This window comes from Flavobacterium difficile, from assembly GCF_011392115.1.
GTDB lineage: Bacteria > Bacteroidota > Bacteroidia > Flavobacteriales > Flavobacteriaceae > Flavobacterium > Flavobacterium difficile.
In genome coordinates, this window is sequence record NZ_JAAJBT010000008.1 from 1 (window position 1) to 18,153 (window position 18,153).

Sequence of the window (18,153 nt, forward strand, 5' to 3'; positions counted from 1 at the left end):
AACAAATAGATCCATTAGGAGAAGGTTGGGACGGAAAATACAACGGACAAGACATTCCATCTACGGATTATTGGTTTAGTGTAGACTACACAGAAAACGACCAACAAAAACAATTTAAAGCACATTTCTCATTAAAACGTTAAGTGAAATTTTATATAAAAAAAAGGCTCCAAATTTTGGAGCCTTTTTTTTATAATCAAATAAAAATTATACTTTTTCTAACCAATTTTTAAAGTCCCAAAAGTTCTGAGGCGCTACTCCATGACCTACAGGATATTCTTTATAAACGACATGTAAACCTAACTTTTCTAAATAAGGTTGAGTTTTTCTTGCCCATTCCACTGGAATTACTTGATCTTGTGAACCATGAGAAGCGAAAAAATCAATATGTTTGATAGAGTTTACATCAAAACTTTCTGGTAAAATTTGTTCATTTAAATAGCCACTTAAGGCTACAACTTTGTTAATTTTTTCAGGAAATGTAAAGGCCATTCCGTAACTTAAAATCGCACCTTGACTAAACCCAATCAATGAAATATTCGATTTGTCTAAAGGTAATTTTTCTGAAATTTCATCAATAAAATTCGCAATTACTTGTAAAGACTCTTTAGCTTGTTCGTTGTTTGAAAATTTATTTTCATCGGCATCAAAGGTAATTTCGTACCATGCAAATCCATAAGGTTGCAAATTGTAAGGTGCTCTAACCGAGATCACATAAACATCTTCTGGTAATTGTGGTGCAAAAGAAAATAAATCTTCTTCATTACTTCCATAACCATGAAGCAAAATTAAAGCGCCATTTTTATCTTTTATTGTTGTGGGTGCTTTTACTATATATTCTAAGCTCATAATATTTATAAATTTTTAAACCATTTCTGTGCATATTCTCCAATTACAGGAATGTTTTTTTGTTGATTATTGTACGCATAAAAAATCCCGATACATTTTAAAGTAATAGAGATAGTCCAAATAATAGTTCTAAAAAAACCATTGTCTAAACCATAATTAAAAAAGTTTAAACATAAAATAATGATTGTTATCAATAAGGCTTGACGAAAATGAAAATTAATAAATTCATTTTGTTCCTCACTATTTATAGCTTTACTAAATATAATTCCGATAACTCCAAAATAGGAAATTATAGCGCCAAATTTAATTTTATTCATTTACTATTATTTTGTTGTTACATAAAATTCCGTATACTTTTCCTTTCATGTTTTTACCTAACATAATTGAATTTTTTGAAAACGAAAGTATGTTTTCTTTCTCAAATATCCATTCTCCATTTGGATTAAATAGTGTTAAATCTGCTTTATTTCCTTCTGAAATTGTCGCACTTTCTAGATTGAAATAGGCCTTCATTTTTGTGAATTTCTCGACAATTACTTCAGTTGGCAATACCGTTTGTAAAGCTCCAAAGGCACTTTCTAAACCAATCGAACCAAAATCAGCTAAATCATATTCTAATTGTTTTTGTTCTATGTTTACTGGGCAATGATCAGAAGTAATGACAGTAATTACATTGTTTAAAACACCCTCAATTAAGGCTTTTCTGTCTGTTTCAGTACGAAGTGGTGGATAAATTTTCGTATTTGAATTGAAATCTACTAATTCTTCATCTGTTAAAACCAAATTATTTACCGAAACACCACAAGTTATTTCTAAACCTTTTGCTTGTGCTTTTTGTATTAAATCAACTGATTTTTTTGTGGTAATTGTCGGAATGTGTAATTTCCCTTTGGTGTATTCTAATAAAGCGATATTTCTCTCAATTTCAATTTCTTCGGCCATAGCTGGGATTCCCTTCAAGCCTAGTTTAGTTGAAACTTCTCCTTCATTAACAAATCCTTTTCCTCTAATCTCTTTATTCATTGGTTGTACGAACAAAATTCCATCGAAATTAGCTACATATTGAAAAGCAATTTTCAGCAAATTGGCATTTGTCATCGAGTTTTTATAATCTCCAAAAGCTACCACACCTGCATTTTTCATGTCGAAAAGTTCCGCTAAATCTGTTCCTTCACTATTCTTAGTCAAGCATCCCACAACATGTAAGTTGGAAACGCTATTTTGTGCTTTACTTTTTACAAACTGAATTACGGCCTGATTGTCAATGGCTGGATTTGTGTTAGAATGTAAGAAAACAGAAGTAAATCCACTTTTTCCAGCAACTTTTAGTCCGTTTGCTATAGTTTCTGTAGTTTCAAATCCTGGTTCTCCAAAAACGACTGAAGTATCTAACCAACCTTGAGAAACGTGTAAATTCTCTTTTTCAATAACTTCAAAACCTTCTTTTACGGTAAGATTTTTTCCAATTTTAGAAATAATTCCACTCGTAATTTCAATGTCAACTTGTTGGTTATGAAAAGGGTTTTGATTTTCTAGTATCGTTGCGTTTTTTAGTAAAAGGTTCATTTTACAAATTTTTGGATTAGTAGTTCAAGAAGTAAGAATAGTAGTGTTGCTATGATAAAATATTTCCAAATTTCATTGCTTGTTCTTGAAGAATGAATATCGGAATAAAAGGTGGAAACCGAATTGACTTGGGTACAAGAATCAAAATAATCGTTATTAATTTGCGATAAATCACTTTCGTTTCTTGGATAATTAAAACTGATGTTTTTTAGTGATTCTTTATCTTTTAAAACTTCGTAATTTCCTGATTTTTCTGGATAATTTCCGAAAGTCAACTTGATTTTATTATTCAAAATTTGTTGCATCGGAATGAAACTGTTTTCGGCATTTGTCACACTCAACACATTATCTTTTGCAATCGTTTCATTGATAATTGTGTAATTATTATTGCCAATTGTAAAGGCATTCAAACCTGTTTTGTTGTTGTTTTGTCCCATATTGTAAAACGTTGGAACAATTAAAGGTGAGTTTTGAAAGTTGGAATTGTCTTTATTAATTGATGTCGAAAAGAAGAATAAATTTCCTAATTTATTGGTGATATTTCCTAAGAAAATACTTTTGTCTTCATATTGTAAAACCGGTAAATTACTTCCATTTATGGTGAAAGTTGCATTGGTTTTTGGATATTGAAAATTGCTGACTTTCTTCTCAAAAACGTTAGTATATATCGGATGATTGAAACTAATTTGCGTGATTTGTTTCTCTTTTATAGCTTTTTCAGATAAAGAATTGTTGCTGAAATTTCTCAAAAATGAATTATAACTTTCCACCGAACTATTTACATCTGGAATAAAAATAATGTTTCCGCCTTTGTTGTAATAATTTTTCAAAGTTACCGACAAGGCATTTGGAATGTTTGGCAATTCATTTAAAATTATCGCATCGGCATTTTCAATAGAATTGTAATTTAAAGTATTCAATTCGGTAGAAGTGTAATTGAATTCTTCTGCATTATAAATTCGAGATAAAAATTTGTTTTTATCTGCATTTCCAACTGCAATTACATTCGATTTTTGTGGTTTTGAAATACTGAAATAAAACGTATTGTCGTAACTCAAACTATTATCCTGTATTTCAACATAACCGTGAAAATCGGTTTTCGGAATGGTGAATACTATTTCTTTTTTAGGTTTTTCTTTAGAAATTAAGGCTTTACCCACTAATTTTTTACCATTATACATAGAAATTGGCACATCGTTTTCAAAATCTCCGTACGATTTAATACTGATTTTCAATTCGTAAAACTGATCTAAAACCTGACTAATTTGTACGTTTTCAATCGCAATATTGTTGGTTTCGTTGGCTTCAACAGTTTGATAATATAAAGAAGACGTTTCGCTTAAATTCGTTTTCAATTCTTCTTTTAAACCAACGGCATCTGAAATAAATAAAATATCTTTTGGTACTCCAGGTTTTTTGGCTTCAATTCGAGTAATAATTGCCGCTGGATTGAATGGAGTAGAAGAATATTTTAAATTTTGTAACTCTTTTTGAATGTTTCTGATATTCGTATCGTAAAAATTTTCGTCGTTGGTAAGAACCGATAATTGTTGATTTTCAGGAGTGTTTTCTAGTAAATCTTGAATGCTTCTTTTTAATAATTCGCCGCTATTTCCTTTGGCTTGCATGGAAAAGGAATTATCAACCACTAAAATCAATTCGTTGTTTTTTTTATCGAAATCTTTGGCTTTGAAAAAAGGTTGTGCGAAAGCTAAAATTAAGGCTGTTAATAACAATAAACGAGTTGCTAATAATAGCCATTTCTTAATTGTAGAGCTTTTTCGGGTTTGAATTTCGAGTTCTTTTAGCAATTTAACATTGGTAAATTCTTGTTTTTTAAAGCGTCTCAATTGAAAAAGGTGTACCAATATTGGTAGAATCAATAGAAATAAAAAGTATAGAATTTCTGGGTTTTTAAATTGCATTTTGTTAGAAGTTTGTCAAAAATACTAAAAATATCAACTTGGTGCAATTAGTTTTTGCTTTAATATTTTTTACCACAAATTCACAGATTTTTATTAAAGTGTATAAATCTGTGAATCTGCGGTTAATCTATTATTTCTTCTTTTTCTTTTCGTCACGTTTTCTTTCAATTCCTCTATTTCTAGAAGCCGTTTTCCTTGGTTTTCTTTTTCCTGGACCACCTAGATTTACTTTGCTGTTTTTCTCTGATTTTTTCTCAAAAGCATCGCCACCTGTTTTTTTAACACGTTTCAAAAGTGTTTTTACTTTCTTCTGATCTTTTTCGAATTCTAAACGTTGTTGTTCAATTTTTACGCCAGCTGGAATGTCGTGAAGTGTAATTTCAGTTTGCATCAGCATTTCTACTTCCAATTGAAACTCGTCTTCTTTCGGACCAATAAAACTGATTGCAATACCGTCTTTATCAGCACGACCGGTACGACCAATTCGGTGCATGTATTGTTCTGGAATTTCAGGAAACTGCATGTTAATTACGTGTGTAACATCGGTAATATCCAATCCACGGGCCATAATATCGGTAGTTACTAAACCTCTAATTTCACCATTTTGGAAACTTTCCATCATGTTCAAACGGTAATTCTGCGTTTTGTTCGAGTGCACTGTTCCAAACTGACCAGGGAAATCTTCTTCTAAATGTTCCAGTAAAAAATCGGCCATTCTTTTACTGTTCACAAACAATAAAATTCGACTATACGATGCGTCTGCTAATAAATGTTTCAGTAAATTGACTTTCGTTAAAAAGTTTGGTACGATGTAAGCACGTTGTTCAATTTGCTCCAACGGCGTTCCACTTGGTGCTAAAGAAACTTCTTCAGGAAATTCGAAAAATTCATCTAATAAATCGTCCACTTCTTCTGTCATGGTCGCAGAAAATAAAATATTTTGTCTTTTCGAACGCATCATAGATAAGATGGAAGTCAATTGCACTCTAAATCCAAGATTTAAAATCTCATCAAATTCATCGATCACTAATTTCTGTAAATCATCGAAACGTAATACATTATCTAAAGCCAAATCCATGATTCTACCTGGTGTTCCCACCACAATATCAATTCCTGAATAAATGTCTTTTTTTTGTGTATTGATATTTACACCACCATATACCGCAAGTGAACGAACACTCATGTATTTGGTCAATTTTTCTATTTCTTCGTGTACCTGAACTACTAATTCACGAGTTGGAACTAAAATTAGCACTCTTGGAATATCTGTTTTTACAAACTTCCATTGTTTTAAAATCGGTAACAAATAGGCGAACGTTTTACCCGTACCTGTTTGTGCAATTCCCATGACATCTCTACCAGACATAACGATTGGAAAAGCTTTTGCTTGAATTGGAGTTGGAGTAGTAAAACCTAAATCGTCTATAGCTTTTTGTAGCGAAATTGGAAGATTAAGTTGTTCGAATGTAACCATTAGTGTAAAAATTTATGCAAAGATAACATTAAGTTGGAAGTTAGGAGTCAGAAGTTAGAAGTTTTTTGCCATTTTCCTTTTACCTTTGTCATTCATTTTTGCCTTTAAACTTTTTCTTTGACTCTTAATTTTGCATATGAAACACGAAATTATCATTACACAAGACGGTTCAACATCAATATATGTTCCAGAATTAGATGAAACGTATCATTCTAAATTTGGTGCGATTCAGGAAGCAAAACACGTTTTTATTAAAAATGGATTGGATTTATTTGAAGATGGTTCTGAAATTTCTATATTAGAAATTGGTTTTGGAACAGGATTGAATGCTTTAATTACGATGTTAGAAGCAGAAAAACGTAATTTAAAAATCAATTATGTTGGAGTAGAAGCGTACCCAATTGCTTTTGAAGAAATTTCACAATTGAATTATGTAACACAATTAAATTCGCCTGAAAAAAAAGACGATTTCGAAAAAATGCATCAAACCAATTGGGAAGAAGAAATTGTCATTAACTCGAATTTTAGAATTACGAAAAGAAAACAATATTTTACAGATATTTCAGATGAAAATACTTTCGATTTAATTTATTTCGATGCATTCGGATTTACTGTTCAACCTGAATTATGGAATGAAGCGATTTTCGAAATTATGTATAAGGCACTCAAAAGCAAAGGGATTTTAACCACTTATGCTTGTAGGACTTCTATAAAAAAAGCGATGCAATTTGCTGGTTTTCAAACTTTAAAATTACCAGGTGCGCCGGGGAAAAGAGAAATGTTAAGAGCTTTAAAAAATTGGTAAAAACTTTAACTTAAAATTAATTATTAAAATATTTTTTGTGTTGTTTTAATTAGTAAATTTACAATAAGAGTTAACATTAGTTCAACTTAAAAACAATAACAATGGGAAGACAAATTTTAGTATATACCAAATCTATTTTAGAACGTGTGAGTTTTGATGTAGTATTATTTTGTAAAGAGCTTGAAAAAGCAACAAGGGTTTTGTTACCTTTTGAATTAGACGAACTTAGAGAATGGCTGCTCAGTTTTACAGAGGAAAAACCTGAATTAAGGCAGTGCATTATTTATATTGAAAACTAAAAAGTAACATCCCGTTCCGATTTAAATTGAAACGGGATTTTATTTTTCTCTAAATTGAGCAAATAAGTTTTTCAGATTTGTATATTAATAAAAAGCATCAAACTATTTAGAAATCTTAGTTTTCATAATCTTTTTATTGTTTTCTGCTGTTACTTTTCCCCATTTTGCCATTTCATTGAGTAATGGTATTGCTGTTTTTCCGAAATCGGTAAGTTCATATTCTACTTTTAATGGAGGTTTTGTCGTAAATACAGTGCGTTTAATTAATCCGTCTGCTTCTAGTTCTTTCAGTTGTAAACTTATGGTACGTTCTGTAACCATTGCGAGTTCTTTTCTAAGTTCGCTATACCTTTTTTTTTCGGTTAAATGAATTAAAATCACAGCTTTCCATTTTCCACCAATATATTTCATGGTAAGACTAGTGCTGCAAGGAAATTCTTTGTTATCTATACAATACATTTTGTACTATCTATTTTATCCGTTATTGCAAAGATAAAATACTATACTTACTTTTGCAACTATAAATTTTATAGTAATAAAAAAATAAAAATATGGATTTTATAAATTTATCAAAAAACAGGTATACTACCAAAAAATACGACCCGCTGCAGGTTATTGCTCAAGAGGAAATAGAGCAGTTGAAGGAAATCTTACGTTTAAGTCCTTCTTCGATTAATAGTCAGCCATGGAAATTTATTTTTGTTTCAGATGAAGAAATTAAAAATAAGTTAGCACAAGTTTCTTATTTTAATGAGCAAAAAATTAAAGAAGCAAGTCACTTAGTTGTATTTTGTGCTTTTGATGACATACCAAGTTTTGAACATCAAATTAACAAGAATCTTTCAGAAGGTGCGGTTGGTTATTACAATCAATTTATAAAACCGTTGCCTGAATCGGAAATTAAAGCTTGGTTTAAGCATCAAGTGTATCTTTCTTTAGGTTGTTTTTTGAGTGCATGTGCTAGTATGTCGATTGATTCTACACCAATGGAAGGCATAAAATCTGAGGAATACAATTCGATTCTTAGTCTTAAAAATTATTCGGCCTTATTTGCTGTTGCGATAGGTTATAGAGATCCAAATGATTCCAATCAGCCAAGTATTAAAAGTAAGTCAAGATTACAGATAGAAGAAATAATAGAGGAACTGTAATTAGTAGAAAAAAATCCTTATTCAAAACATTTCGTAAGTAGTTATGAATTGAAAAGCTTTTTTTGGCAATTCACTCCTTGCGAAATGTTATGGTGTATTAATTAAAAATTGGCAATTTTGTCAAACGCCTTTTACCATTAGTTTTTTTCGAAAAGTGTAATCAGAATTTCTTAATTTAGATTTCTTTTTTTTCAGTGTTATTGTATCCAACTTTACTGAATTGAAAAAAGAAGCATTTTTAATGCTATCATTTATTAATACCATTGAATATTTATTTTCAGAAACTTTTCCAAAGTTATAATACACTCCTTGCATTCCATCATAGGAAATATATTCGAATGTTGAATCCTTGATGATCAAGGTATGTCCAAATTGATTCACATAAGTTCCTTCATAACTTTTCTTTCCGCAACTAATAAACACCAAACAAATTATAAGATTAAAAAGTTTAATTATACTCTTAAGTTTCATGTTTTTGAATATTGCTGGGAATGTTTACGCACTTAGTTATGTTGTGAACTTTGGAACCGATTATTTTCTATCAAAGATAAAATTTCTTGCGAGAAATAAACGTGAATTTACTACAAAATTCGCAATCTTCCCTAATGGCTGTTATGTGACGCCTTTATTCGTTTTTCTTATCTTTCCAATATATTTTTTCTATTTCAAATTTCTTAGTTTCTGGGTCGAAATTGTAAATTATTGCGTTTCCAATTAAACAACTTTCATAATTTTCCTTTGTTAAATACCAAGAACTCTCAATTTCAATTTTTTTCTTATTACTGAAGTCAAACTCGAATATCGGGTCATTCATTTCTTCAAATTTTTCAACGCAATTTTCAGTATTTTCTTTTTTCTTTAATTGCTCTATGAAATCTGAAAACATTGTTTTCTCATCTAAATATTTTTTTATCTTATTGGATTTAACTTCGAAAAAGTTTAAAGAATTTCCGTCTCCTACAACATCATCTGTAATAACTATGTATGAATTTTCAGCTGTTTTATAAATGTTTATTGACCAAAATCCATCGACAATTGTAAACCCTGCTTTGTTGGGTTCAAAATATTTTTGATTAAAATAATCAGGATTGTCGTCAATATAAAAATTATTCTCTTTAATTTCCTTATACCATTTAATTCTGTCATTTAATTTCCATTCCCAACTTGGAAAAGCACTATCAGGCAAGAGTAAAATAATGTCAAGTAAGTCTTTATTTATTTTATAGTCAATTGCAACTTTATTAATTGAATTTGAATTTTGGATGTTTTCATTTTCTTCGACTTTTAGCGTGTCGTTAAGTTTTGAAGTTGTTGAAATTGTATTTTGAGTTTTGTTTTCACAAGACAAAAATGTCAAAGTCAAAATTATGAAAATAAGTTGCTTCATTTTATAGGTTTTGTTTTCATAGGGCGTCACATAACGTTCCCCGGCTTGCTGAAGTGGCGACTTCGTAACCGCCAATTTTCTTTCAAATATAATATTTCTTGTGAAAAGTGAACGTGAGTTTACTACAAAATTCGCAATCTTACCAAACGCCTGTTAGCTGTAGGCTTTTTTTAATCAGATTGATGAATCCAAATATATCTATTATTCTTGTAAGTAATCACACCACCACCAACTTCATCTTTTCTTAAAAAAATAGATTTATTGTCTAGTTTTGTTATGGTATCTCCAGCAATTTCTGAATCAATTATTAAAATTTCAAATGTTTTCTTGTCTTCAGTAGTTCCCCAATAATCAACCCAGCTAAAATCATCCTCCATTTCCCCAGATGATGTATACTTTTCAAATTTAATTTTTCTTTTGGATTTACCATCTAAAATAAATATCAGGCTTTTATCATTGTTGTTTGTGAAAAAAGCTAAATCTGAAATTTTATCACCGTTTAGATCTGCTTTTATTGTATCTTTTGTGTTTTTGATTTCAAAACTTTTGAATTCATTTTTTAAAGAAGAAGTTAAATTTGTTAGAGTATCAAATTCATTTCTATCATCTTCTTTTTGAGAAACAATTTCTGATTTGTTTTTTTTTGCAAAAGTATCTTTTTGGCTTTGTTCGTTTTCGTTTTTAGTATTACAACTTATAAAGGTGGATATGTAGAAAAGGGCAAAAATTCGATTCATAATTTTTTGTTTTTTTAAGCTTATTGCTATCGTTCTGCGGCTTGCTGAGTTGGCGACTTCGGAACCAATTATTTTCTATCAAAGATAAAATTTCTTGCGAGAATTAAACATTAATTTACTACAAAATTTGCAATTGCGAGAAACCGCTGTTAGAGACAGTTTTTTTTGTATTCTTCAACAGTAGTAAATATTAATTTTTCAGGCAACTCCAACCATTTGTCAATTTCAACTATATTATTCATGTATAAATTGTAAGTTGTTGTCTTTTTCAATTTATTTAATTCTGTTTCATTATTTCCAATGGATTTGATTTTTTCTTTGAATTCAATAATTTTTTCGCGAGTATATTTTAGCCAATCCATGTTTGCAAAACGCAAGTTTGAGTTTTTTATAATATACAATCTTAAAATATCTTCTTGCCATGAATAGCTTAACTGATTATCACAATCAATAATTACACACTTGTCTTTTGGTAAACTTTCTAGAAAAGGTATTAAATCATTTTTCCAAGAAGCATTTCCACTAATGTTACCCCATATTTTATACTCTAATGGATTTTCAGAAATTTTTCTAATTGGTAATCCAGTAAAATATGGATCATAAGTTTCATCTAAGGTCTTAATTCCAGTGGAGTCTTTAACAATAGAATAAGCAAAATCGAAAAAGTTATCAATTATTTTGAATTCATGAATGTATTTTTCTGATTTTCGGGACGGATTATTGATAATTAATTCTGATTTTTTTCTGTTTTTTCTGAAATAATTGATAACAAAACCACCACCATCCAATGTAGGTTCCGATTTTAGTAAGACCGAATCAGGTATATTTTGATTTAATTCGTGTTTGATAATTTCAAAATCTTTATTGGTAAACTTATAAGTTTTGTTGAATACAATAGTATCATTATAATCATAAGTTTTATATTTCTTAATACAAGTTAATTCGTTCTTTTTGTAATCAATCCTATATTCAGTAGTAGGATATTTGAAATATCTAAATTCTAAGATAACTTTTTCTACTTTACTGTCTTGTGCAATTAAATAATATGGAAGAATAGCAAAGAATAAGAATAGTAATTTTTTCATAGAAGAGTTTTGTAGTTGTGTGGTGAAAATTGTTGCTAACGTTCCGGCGCTTGTCGAGGTTGCGAACTACGGAACCGCAAATTTTCTTTAAAATATAATGTTTCTTGCGTAAAGTGAACGTAATTTTAAAGAAAAAGTCGCCATTTTAGCAAACCGCTGTTAACTGTAGTTTTATTCTTGAATTCTGTTTTTCAAATCCATTCTAGAATGTAGAAATCTAGTAATCTCAATTTCGTTTTCTTTTATTATTCTAAAGAAAATAATATGTTGTCCAGATTTATATCCATAAATATCATCGCTAATTTCTATATAATTTTTCGCTAAGTTTTGATTTTCAGCCAATACTTGGCAATCTCCAATAAGTTCAAAATAGTATTTGTCAGCTTGATTTTCAGACCAAACTTCGTATGTATAATCCCAAATCTTCGATAGATCTTCTATTGCTTTATTTGTTAATTTGTATTTAGCCATTTCTTTTTTTGGCTTTTAACGATTCAAGATGTTTTTTTGGATCAAAGTCATTTGCGATTCCGCTTTCAATTCCTTCATTGATGGCTTTTTTAAGAGCAACAATTTTGCTTTCCTCTTCTTCTAGCAATCTCAATCCAGCTCGAATAACTTCGCTCGCGTTTTTAAATCTACCTTCTGAAACTCTACTATCGACAAAGTTTTCAAAATAGTTTCCAAGCGATACTGATGTATTTCGTCCCATAATTTTTTCATTTTTAACAAAGTTACCAAAATTTGGTAATAATCAAAGAAAAAGTTGTTTTTTTCTCGGACAAAAAATTACAGTTAACGTTTCGCGGCTTCGTGTTAGTAGCGGCAAGTTAAAGAAAAATGTAATAAGAAATGCTGATGTTCAGAGTATTTCCCAAGAAAGACAAAACGAGCTATTGCGCGAAACCACTGTTACTGGCTGGCTTTACTTTCAAAGTCACTTAAGAACTTAACTTTTTTAATTTGATATGTATAATCATTATCATAACCTTTTATTTGATTATTAGTAACCATAATTCTTCGCGTTCCATTTTCTGTTGAAAAAACTATGTAATAATCTATTTTGAACTTTTTTAAACCTAAAGGTTTTGCATTTTTCAAAATGTCTAAAAGCTGAGCAATTTCATCACTATTAAGTTTTCTTACTTCGGCAAATTTTCCGTGAGATTTCTGGTCAGGCCTTTCTAAAACAACTTCTTTAATTCTACTAATTTCTGTTGGATAATCAAGGTTTTCTCTTTGAAAGCAGGAAATGAACAATAGTAATAATAAAATTATTTGAGTCTTCATCTTTTTAACGTGTTCGAGTTGAAAGCTTGCCAGTAAAGTTCCTGCGCTTGGCGAGGTTGCGAACTTCGGAACCGATTATTTTCTATCAAAGATAAAATTTCTTGCGAGAAATAGACGTGTATTTACTACAAAATTCGCAATCTTGCCAAACGCCTGTTAGCTGTAGTTTTTTTATTTACAAAAGTTAATAATGTAATTTCGGACTTTAAAATTTTTTATGTCGCCAACTTTTAAAAATGAATTATAAGCTTCTTCATTTTTATTCACAGCTAAATATGAAATCCCTAAATTAATAAATGTTTCACTGTATAAAAAACCCAATCTTTCTCTTATAGAATTTAAATCCATAAGATTAAGTTTTTCATATTCGATTATTGCTTTATCAAATTCGTTATTTTCAAAGTGTAAATTCCCTTTTTTGTGAATCGCATAAAACTCTTTCTCTATTTTTTCAGTTAACCCTTTAAACATTTGAAAGAAATTAAAGTTATGTTTTATTAAAAAGTCTTTACCAGTTTCATTTTTAAAATACGCTTCAGCTTTATTTAATGCAACAATAAACTCGTTATCAAATGATTTTGAAATACCGCTTAAAATTTTAATGTCTTTAATTTTTCCATCTTTAGACAAAACAAATTCTGATTTAAATAAATTATTTTTTGTAGATTCAGATGTGTATTTCGAGATGTTTTTTCTTAAAAAGTCTTCAAAAGTTAATTCGTTATTAAATTGTGGTTTATAAATTTCATTTGAAATGTAAAGAGTATCTTGATTTCTTATTTCAATATCTGATTTGAATTCAATGTTTTTACTTAAAAAATCTTCTTTTTTTGATAGAATTTGAATCTTGTCATCACCTTTTTCCTGAATTAATAAATTGTTGTTTTCGAATGAAAAAAGCAATTCTCTGAAATCTAGTTTTATTGAATTATTTGCATATTTAGCATTGAATTTTTGGTCATTTATTTTAATGGAGTTTGTTAAAAAATCATATTTGGTAAAAGTTGAATATGAAATATGATTTATTTCCAAAGGATTTCCATTTTCATAAATTGTTTTTTCTAAAATCCAAGTTCCAGTTAACTTTTGGGAATGAACATTTATAAAATTTATAAAAGTCAATAGTAAAAATATTTTCTTTCTCATTTTTTTTTAAAATTACACACAACGGTTTCGGGCTTTGCGTTCGGGCGGGTTTCGGAGCACAAAGTTTCAGTTTATTACTAAAGTTTATTAGAAGCACACAACTTCAAGTTTACACGTCAGCCCGCCTGACGCAAAACCCGTGTTAGCACCAGTTATTCTATTCATCTGTTCGTTCATTCTCTATAATTTCTGCTACAAATGTTCCAATTTTGTCTTTGTAAATTTCAACTAAAAGGTTCGCTCCACCTTCTTGATATGTCCGCTTTATTTTGAGCAAATATTTTTCGCCTTGCTTGTCAATGCTTAAAATCTCGTCATTCGCTCCATCGTCATCTTTAAGTTCAAAGTAAGGATAGTCACTTTCATAATTTTTATTCTTAACTATTTTTACAAGTCCTTCATATTTTGCGTTTTTGTCAGAGAAGACTACAGGCGTGTTAATTGAACAACCAGTCAAACCATCATCGTCTGAAACGCCAATACCAAAATAGGTTGTCGCAATGAACGAAACTTCATTATTGTCAAGGTTTACAATTTTGTTTTGAGTGTGTTTAATTGTCTCATAAATTTTTCTTCCGTCAACATAGCCTTCAAAATCTTTCGTCTTTATTTTGACATATTTGAATTCTTGGCAATAGTCGTCTGTTGGTTTGATTTTATGGTATTTATCACTTACTTCTGTTACATCTACAAAATGTTCGTTTAAGTATGAAATGTCCTTGATTACTTTAAAATTTTCGTCTAATAGTTTTATGTCGTCACCAAGTAAAATTCCTTTTCCGTTGACTTTGTAAAAAGTGATTTTAGTTTGGTTTGTGTCAGTCGTAAAGTTTTCAACTTTTTCAGTTGTTTCTTGTTTTGTTTTATTTTCTTGTTGTCCGCAAGAAATTAGTAAAATCAAACTCAATATTGTTGTCAGTCTTTTTATTGTCTGTGTGTCGTCTGCTAGGCGGTTTCAAGTTTTAATTGCAATTTTTATATTTTGCATTACCGTTTTATTTCCCGAATTTTTTTGGCAAAATTTTGATTTTTTGCCTTTTTAATTCGAGAATAAAACTACGTTATTTTTTAGAATATTTGTCATTTTTTAAATAAAATTTTGGTTTATATACAATCTACTGATTGTGTTAAGAGGGGAGTCATATTCTAAAGTTTTTCTGTGTCTCTCGTTTAGTTGATTTTGCACATCAACAAGTTGTTTTTTTGATACCAAACTGAAGTCAGTTCCTTTAGGGAAATAATCTCTAATTAGGCCGTTTGTGTTTTCATTAGTTGGTCTTTCCCAAGGCGAAAAGGGATGGGCAAAATAGACTTTAACTTTGCTGTTTTTAGTAAATAATTTGTGCTGTGCCATTTCAGTTCCGTTGTCGTAAGTTAATGATAATTTTAAGTGTTTAGGAATGTTTTTAAATGCCTTTTCAAACGCTTTTCTGACCGTTGTTGCATCTTTCTTTTTTAGATATACAATAATAAGAAAACGCGTTGTTCTTTCAACCAGAGTTCCAATCGCACTTTCATGGTTTTTCCCTATGATTAGGTCGCCTTCCCAGTGTCCTGGTATTTCACGAGATGTTACTTCGGCAGGTCTTTCATCAATACGAATTGGATCTTTAATGGTTGTTCTTTTATCAGCTCCACGACGCACATTACCTCTGTTTTTCCTTTTCTGTCGTAATTGTGAAATAAGGAGTTTTTCTACTTCACCTTTTGGCTGAATATAAACGTGATAATAGATGCTTTCGTGAGATATTTGCATGGTTAAATCGAATGGATAAAATTGTTTTAATGCGTTTGAAATTTGTTGTGGCGACCAACGTAATTTTAAGTGTGAATATACAAAATTTTTCAGTTTAGGATTGTTATCAATTTTACGTTTATTGAAACGTTTTCCCATAGACTTGTTTACAGAATCAGACAAGGCTTTTAATGCATTATATGGTTCATTTTTGAGTCTTTTTCTTTCACGAGAAATAGTACTTGGATGAACAGATAATTCATTGGCAATTTGAATATTTTTTTTGCCTAAAGCAATAAATTTTTCGATACTAAATCTGTCAATTTGATTAAGGTGTTTGAAAGCTTTTTTCATGTTACAATTTTAAAGAAATTATCTTAAAAAATTGCATTAGATTCTTGATTCTGCGTAAAACTTACCGCTAACGTTCCGGCGCTTGGCGAGGTTGCGAACTTCGGAACCGATTATTTTCTATCAAAGATAAAATTTCTTGCGAGAAATAGACGTGAATTTACTACAAAATTCGCAATCTTGCCAAACGCCTGTTGTAGGTAGTTTTTATTCAAATATTTTCCACCATTTTTTAGTTTCTTTTCGAATAATATTCAGATTTTCTTCAAGTAATTCTCCATTGAAACTTAGAATATATTCATTTGACTCAAAATCAAATAATCTTATTTTATCATTTTCTATACTCAATTCGGTTTTGCCTTTTGTGTTTACCCAAATATCTCTTCCTCCAAAACTCCATACGATTTCTCCGTTTTTTGTGAATCTTGTAATTTCCATTTCGCCGCGAGTAATAAAATCATTTTCAATTTTATGAAACTCAAATACAGTTGCGTAATCTAATTCTTTGCTCCATCGTAACTCTAAATTTGGTAATTCTAAACAGTAGATTTTATTGCAAACTCGAATCCATATTTTGTCATCCTCGATTATAAAGGAATTTTCAAATATGCCAGTTCCACCACCAATTTCACAAATTATTGCACTTGAAATTTCTGTACTTAATTCTTTAATAATAATTCCATGTTTGCTTGTCGGCTGAAATCTATCTTCGTAATCTTTTCCTGTAAAATATACTTTATTGTAAGTTCTTAAATTATCAACTGAATTTAGCGTGTAATTCGGCTCATCAAAAACCTCTATTTCGTAATTTTTATAATTCAGTTTCATAGTTTCTGCGGGTTCAAAATTACCTACAACGGGTCGCGGCTTGCTGAAGTGGCGACTTCGTAACCGCTAATTTTCTTTCAAATATAATGTTTCTTGCGAAAAGTAAACGTGATTTTAAAGAAAAAGTCGCCATTTTAGCAAACCGCTGTTGTGTTTTGGTTGTTTTACTTTTTATAATCAATTTTCGTAATTCAATTCAGTATTTCCGATTCAACTCGTTTTCACAATGATTTTACAATCCAATTCAATTTCGTTTTCGATTCAACTCGTTTTCAAAATCCTTTCGCAATCCAATTCAATTTCGTTTTGCGATTCAACTCGTTTTCAAAATCTTTTTACAATCCAATTCAATTTCGTTTTGCGATTCAACTCTTTTTCTAAATCCTTTCGCAATCCAATTCAAGTTTGTTTTTCCGATTCAACACGTTTTCACAATCTTTTTCACAATCCAATTAAATTTTGTATTTCCAGTTCTACAATTTAATATCAAATTAATATTCTGAAATTTAAAAATCTTTCACGATTTTTTGAGAAAATCAAATCAAATTTTGCATAGAAAAAAGATGTTGAAATTAAGGAAATTGTTCTTTCGTTATCGTTTCGAAACAACTTGAACACAACGTTCCGCGGCTTGCTGAAGTGGCGACTTCGTAACCGCTAATTTTCTTTCAAATATAATGTTTCTTGCGAAAAATGAACGTGATTTTAAAGAAAAAGTCGCCATTTTAGCAAACCGCTGTTAAATACAGGTTTTTATTTTTTTTCTCATTTTAGGTTTTCAGTTTTCGTTCGTTTTATCGATTCCAACATTTTCGCAATACATTTTGCAAACCAATTGAAGTAATCAAACTCGTTTCTACAAGTTATTCGCAATCCAATTCAAGCTTCCTTTTCAGATTCAACAAGTTTGCGCAATCCTTTTCTCAATCCAATTCAAGTTACGTTTTTCAGCTCAACATTTTTCGCAATCTAATCCAAGTAAATTTTTCCGATTCAACTTGTTTTCGCAATCAAAATCAACACATTTTTTCCAATTCAAGTATTTTATAAAGATTTCGAAAAAAAGAAAATAGGCGAGAAGTATTCAAGCAAAATAGATGAGAAAATATTCAGATTTAATTCAGCATTCTCGATTCAACAAAACTTGTATTTAACGTTCCGCGGCTTGCTGAAGTGGCGACTTCGTAACCGCTTATTTTCTTTCAAATATAATATTTCTTGCGAAAAGTGAACGTGATTTTAAAGAAAAAGTCGCCATTTTAGCAAACCGCTGTTGTAAACAGGTTGATTTTTCACAATTCATTTTCTATTCACTGATTTTACGCAATCCAATTCAACTCGTTTTTTACGAATCAACAAGTTTTCGCAAAATTCTTCGCAATCCAATTCAATTCGTTTTTTACGAATCAATTAGTTTTCGCAAAATTCCTCGCAATCCAATTCAACTCGTTTTTTACGAATCAATAAGTTTTCGCAAAATTCTTCACGATCCAATTCAACTCTTTTTTTGCGATTCAACCTGTTT

Annotated in this window: 21 protein-coding genes; 4 read left to right on the forward strand and 17 right to left on the reverse strand. The window is 30.0% G+C overall.

The genetic code is table 11. The features are described from left to right. The first annotated feature begins 5 nt into the window (after nucleotides 1-5). Nucleotides 6-143: a T9SS type B sorting domain-containing protein gene (locus G4D72_RS11900; protein WP_317165247.1), complete on the forward strand. Its 138-nt coding sequence runs from the start codon at nucleotides 6-8 to the stop codon at nucleotides 141-143. Nucleotides 144-207: 64 nt separating this feature from the next. Here the strand turns inward: G4D72_RS11900 and G4D72_RS11905 are convergent, their stop codons facing one another. From G4D72_RS11905 to G4D72_RS11925, 5 genes are all read right to left on the reverse strand, one after another. Continuing rightward, nucleotides 208-849, reverse strand: coding sequence for an alpha/beta hydrolase (locus G4D72_RS11905; RefSeq protein WP_166077943.1), 642 nt, complete (start codon nucleotides 847-849; stop codon nucleotides 208-210). Nucleotides 850-854: 5 nt separating this feature from the next. Beyond that, a complete protein-coding gene (locus G4D72_RS11910; protein WP_166077944.1) occupies nucleotides 855-1,166 on the reverse strand; it encodes a hypothetical protein in 312 nt (103 codons plus the stop codon). Further along, on the reverse strand, nucleotides 1,159-2,415 hold the full coding sequence (locus G4D72_RS11915; RefSeq protein WP_166077945.1) for a dihydroorotase: 1,257 nt from the start codon (nucleotides 2,413-2,415) through the stop codon (nucleotides 1,159-1,161). The genes G4D72_RS11910 and G4D72_RS11915 overlap by 8 nt, the downstream gene beginning before the upstream one ends. After that, the gene (locus G4D72_RS11920) at nucleotides 2,412-4,340 is read right to left on the reverse strand and encodes a BatA domain-containing protein (protein WP_166077946.1); all 1,929 of its coding nucleotides are present in this window, start codon (nucleotides 4,338-4,340) and stop codon (nucleotides 2,412-2,414) included. Before G4D72_RS11920 ends, G4D72_RS11915 begins: the two co-directional genes overlap by 4 nt. A gap of 130 nt (nucleotides 4,341-4,470) precedes the next feature. After that, on the reverse strand, nucleotides 4,471-5,814 hold the full coding sequence (locus G4D72_RS11925; protein ID WP_166077947.1) for a DEAD/DEAH box helicase: 1,344 nt from the start codon (nucleotides 5,812-5,814) through the stop codon (nucleotides 4,471-4,473). Nucleotides 5,815-5,950: 136 nt separating this feature from the next. Here G4D72_RS11925 and mnmD point away from each other — a divergent pair, with 136 nt between their 5' ends. Both mnmD and G4D72_RS11935 read left to right on the forward strand, forming a co-directional pair. Further along, on the forward strand, nucleotides 5,951-6,619 hold the full coding sequence (gene mnmD, locus G4D72_RS11930) for a tRNA (5-methylaminomethyl-2-thiouridine)(34)-methyltransferase MnmD (RefSeq protein ID WP_166077948.1): 669 nt from the start codon (nucleotides 5,951-5,953) through the stop codon (nucleotides 6,617-6,619). Nucleotides 6,620-6,720: 101 nt separating this feature from the next. After that, entirely contained in the window at nucleotides 6,721-6,918 is a 198-nt protein-coding gene (locus G4D72_RS11935; protein ID WP_166077949.1) for a hypothetical protein, read from the forward strand. Between the two features lie 102 nt (nucleotides 6,919-7,020). Here G4D72_RS11935 and G4D72_RS11940 read toward each other — a convergent pair whose 3' ends face one another. Further along, entirely contained in the window at nucleotides 7,021-7,377 is a 357-nt protein-coding gene (locus tag G4D72_RS11940) for a winged helix-turn-helix transcriptional regulator (RefSeq protein WP_166077950.1), read from the reverse strand. A 92-nt stretch (nucleotides 7,378-7,469) separates the two neighbouring features. Here G4D72_RS11940 and G4D72_RS11945 point away from each other — a divergent pair, with 92 nt between their 5' ends. Next, nucleotides 7,470-8,069, forward strand: coding sequence for a nitroreductase family protein (locus G4D72_RS11945; protein ID WP_166077951.1), 600 nt, complete (start codon nucleotides 7,470-7,472; stop codon nucleotides 8,067-8,069). 120 nt (nucleotides 8,070-8,189) lie between these two features. On the opposite strand, the gene G4D72_RS11950 is transcribed toward G4D72_RS11945, so the two are convergent. The 11 genes from G4D72_RS11950 to G4D72_RS12000 all read right to left on the reverse strand — a co-directional run bounded on the left by G4D72_RS11950 (nucleotide 8,190) and on the right by G4D72_RS12000 (nucleotide 16,628). Beyond that, a complete protein-coding gene (locus G4D72_RS11950) occupies nucleotides 8,190-8,540 on the reverse strand; it encodes a hypothetical protein (RefSeq protein WP_166077952.1) in 351 nt (116 codons plus the stop codon). A gap of 154 nt (nucleotides 8,541-8,694) precedes the next feature. Next, on the reverse strand, nucleotides 8,695-9,456 hold the full coding sequence (locus G4D72_RS11955) for a hypothetical protein (RefSeq protein WP_166077953.1): 762 nt from the start codon (nucleotides 9,454-9,456) through the stop codon (nucleotides 8,695-8,697). A 170-nt stretch (nucleotides 9,457-9,626) separates the two neighbouring features. Beyond that, on the reverse strand, nucleotides 9,627-10,193 hold the full coding sequence (locus G4D72_RS11960; RefSeq protein ID WP_166077954.1) for a hypothetical protein: 567 nt from the start codon (nucleotides 10,191-10,193) through the stop codon (nucleotides 9,627-9,629). Between the two features lie 149 nt (nucleotides 10,194-10,342). After that, nucleotides 10,343-11,278 (reverse strand): hypothetical protein, encoded by a 936-nt coding sequence (locus tag G4D72_RS11965; RefSeq protein ID WP_166077955.1) that lies wholly within the window; start codon nucleotides 11,276-11,278, stop codon nucleotides 10,343-10,345. Between the two features lie 171 nt (nucleotides 11,279-11,449). After that, a complete protein-coding gene (locus G4D72_RS11970; RefSeq protein ID WP_166077956.1) occupies nucleotides 11,450-11,749 on the reverse strand; it encodes a type II toxin-antitoxin system RelE/ParE family toxin in 300 nt (99 codons plus the stop codon). Then, the gene (locus G4D72_RS11975; protein WP_166077957.1) at nucleotides 11,742-11,990 is read right to left on the reverse strand and encodes a type II toxin-antitoxin system ParD family antitoxin; all 249 of its coding nucleotides are present in this window, start codon (nucleotides 11,988-11,990) and stop codon (nucleotides 11,742-11,744) included. The genes G4D72_RS11970 and G4D72_RS11975 overlap by 8 nt, the downstream gene beginning before the upstream one ends. 200 nt (nucleotides 11,991-12,190) lie before the next feature. Beyond that, nucleotides 12,191-12,568 carry a hypothetical protein gene (locus G4D72_RS11980; RefSeq protein WP_166077958.1) on the reverse strand — a complete coding sequence of 126 codons (378 nt, stop codon included), beginning with the start codon at nucleotides 12,566-12,568 and terminating at the stop codon, nucleotides 12,191-12,193. Between the two features lie 171 nt (nucleotides 12,569-12,739). After that, nucleotides 12,740-13,714: a hypothetical protein gene (locus tag G4D72_RS11985; RefSeq protein WP_166077959.1), complete on the reverse strand. Its 975-nt coding sequence runs from the start codon at nucleotides 13,712-13,714 to the stop codon at nucleotides 12,740-12,742. Nucleotides 13,715-13,871: 157 nt separating this feature from the next. Continuing rightward, entirely contained in the window at nucleotides 13,872-14,615 is a 744-nt protein-coding gene (locus G4D72_RS11990; RefSeq protein ID WP_166077960.1) for a hypothetical protein, read from the reverse strand. 186 nt (nucleotides 14,616-14,801) lie between these two features. Next, a complete protein-coding gene (locus G4D72_RS11995; protein WP_166077961.1) occupies nucleotides 14,802-15,803 on the reverse strand; it encodes an IS30 family transposase in 1,002 nt (333 codons plus the stop codon). A gap of 204 nt (nucleotides 15,804-16,007) precedes the next feature. Further along, nucleotides 16,008-16,628 carry a hypothetical protein gene (locus G4D72_RS12000; protein ID WP_166077963.1) on the reverse strand — a complete coding sequence of 207 codons (621 nt, stop codon included), beginning with the start codon at nucleotides 16,626-16,628 and terminating at the stop codon, nucleotides 16,008-16,010. Nucleotides 16,629-18,153: the final 1,525 nt, after the last annotated feature.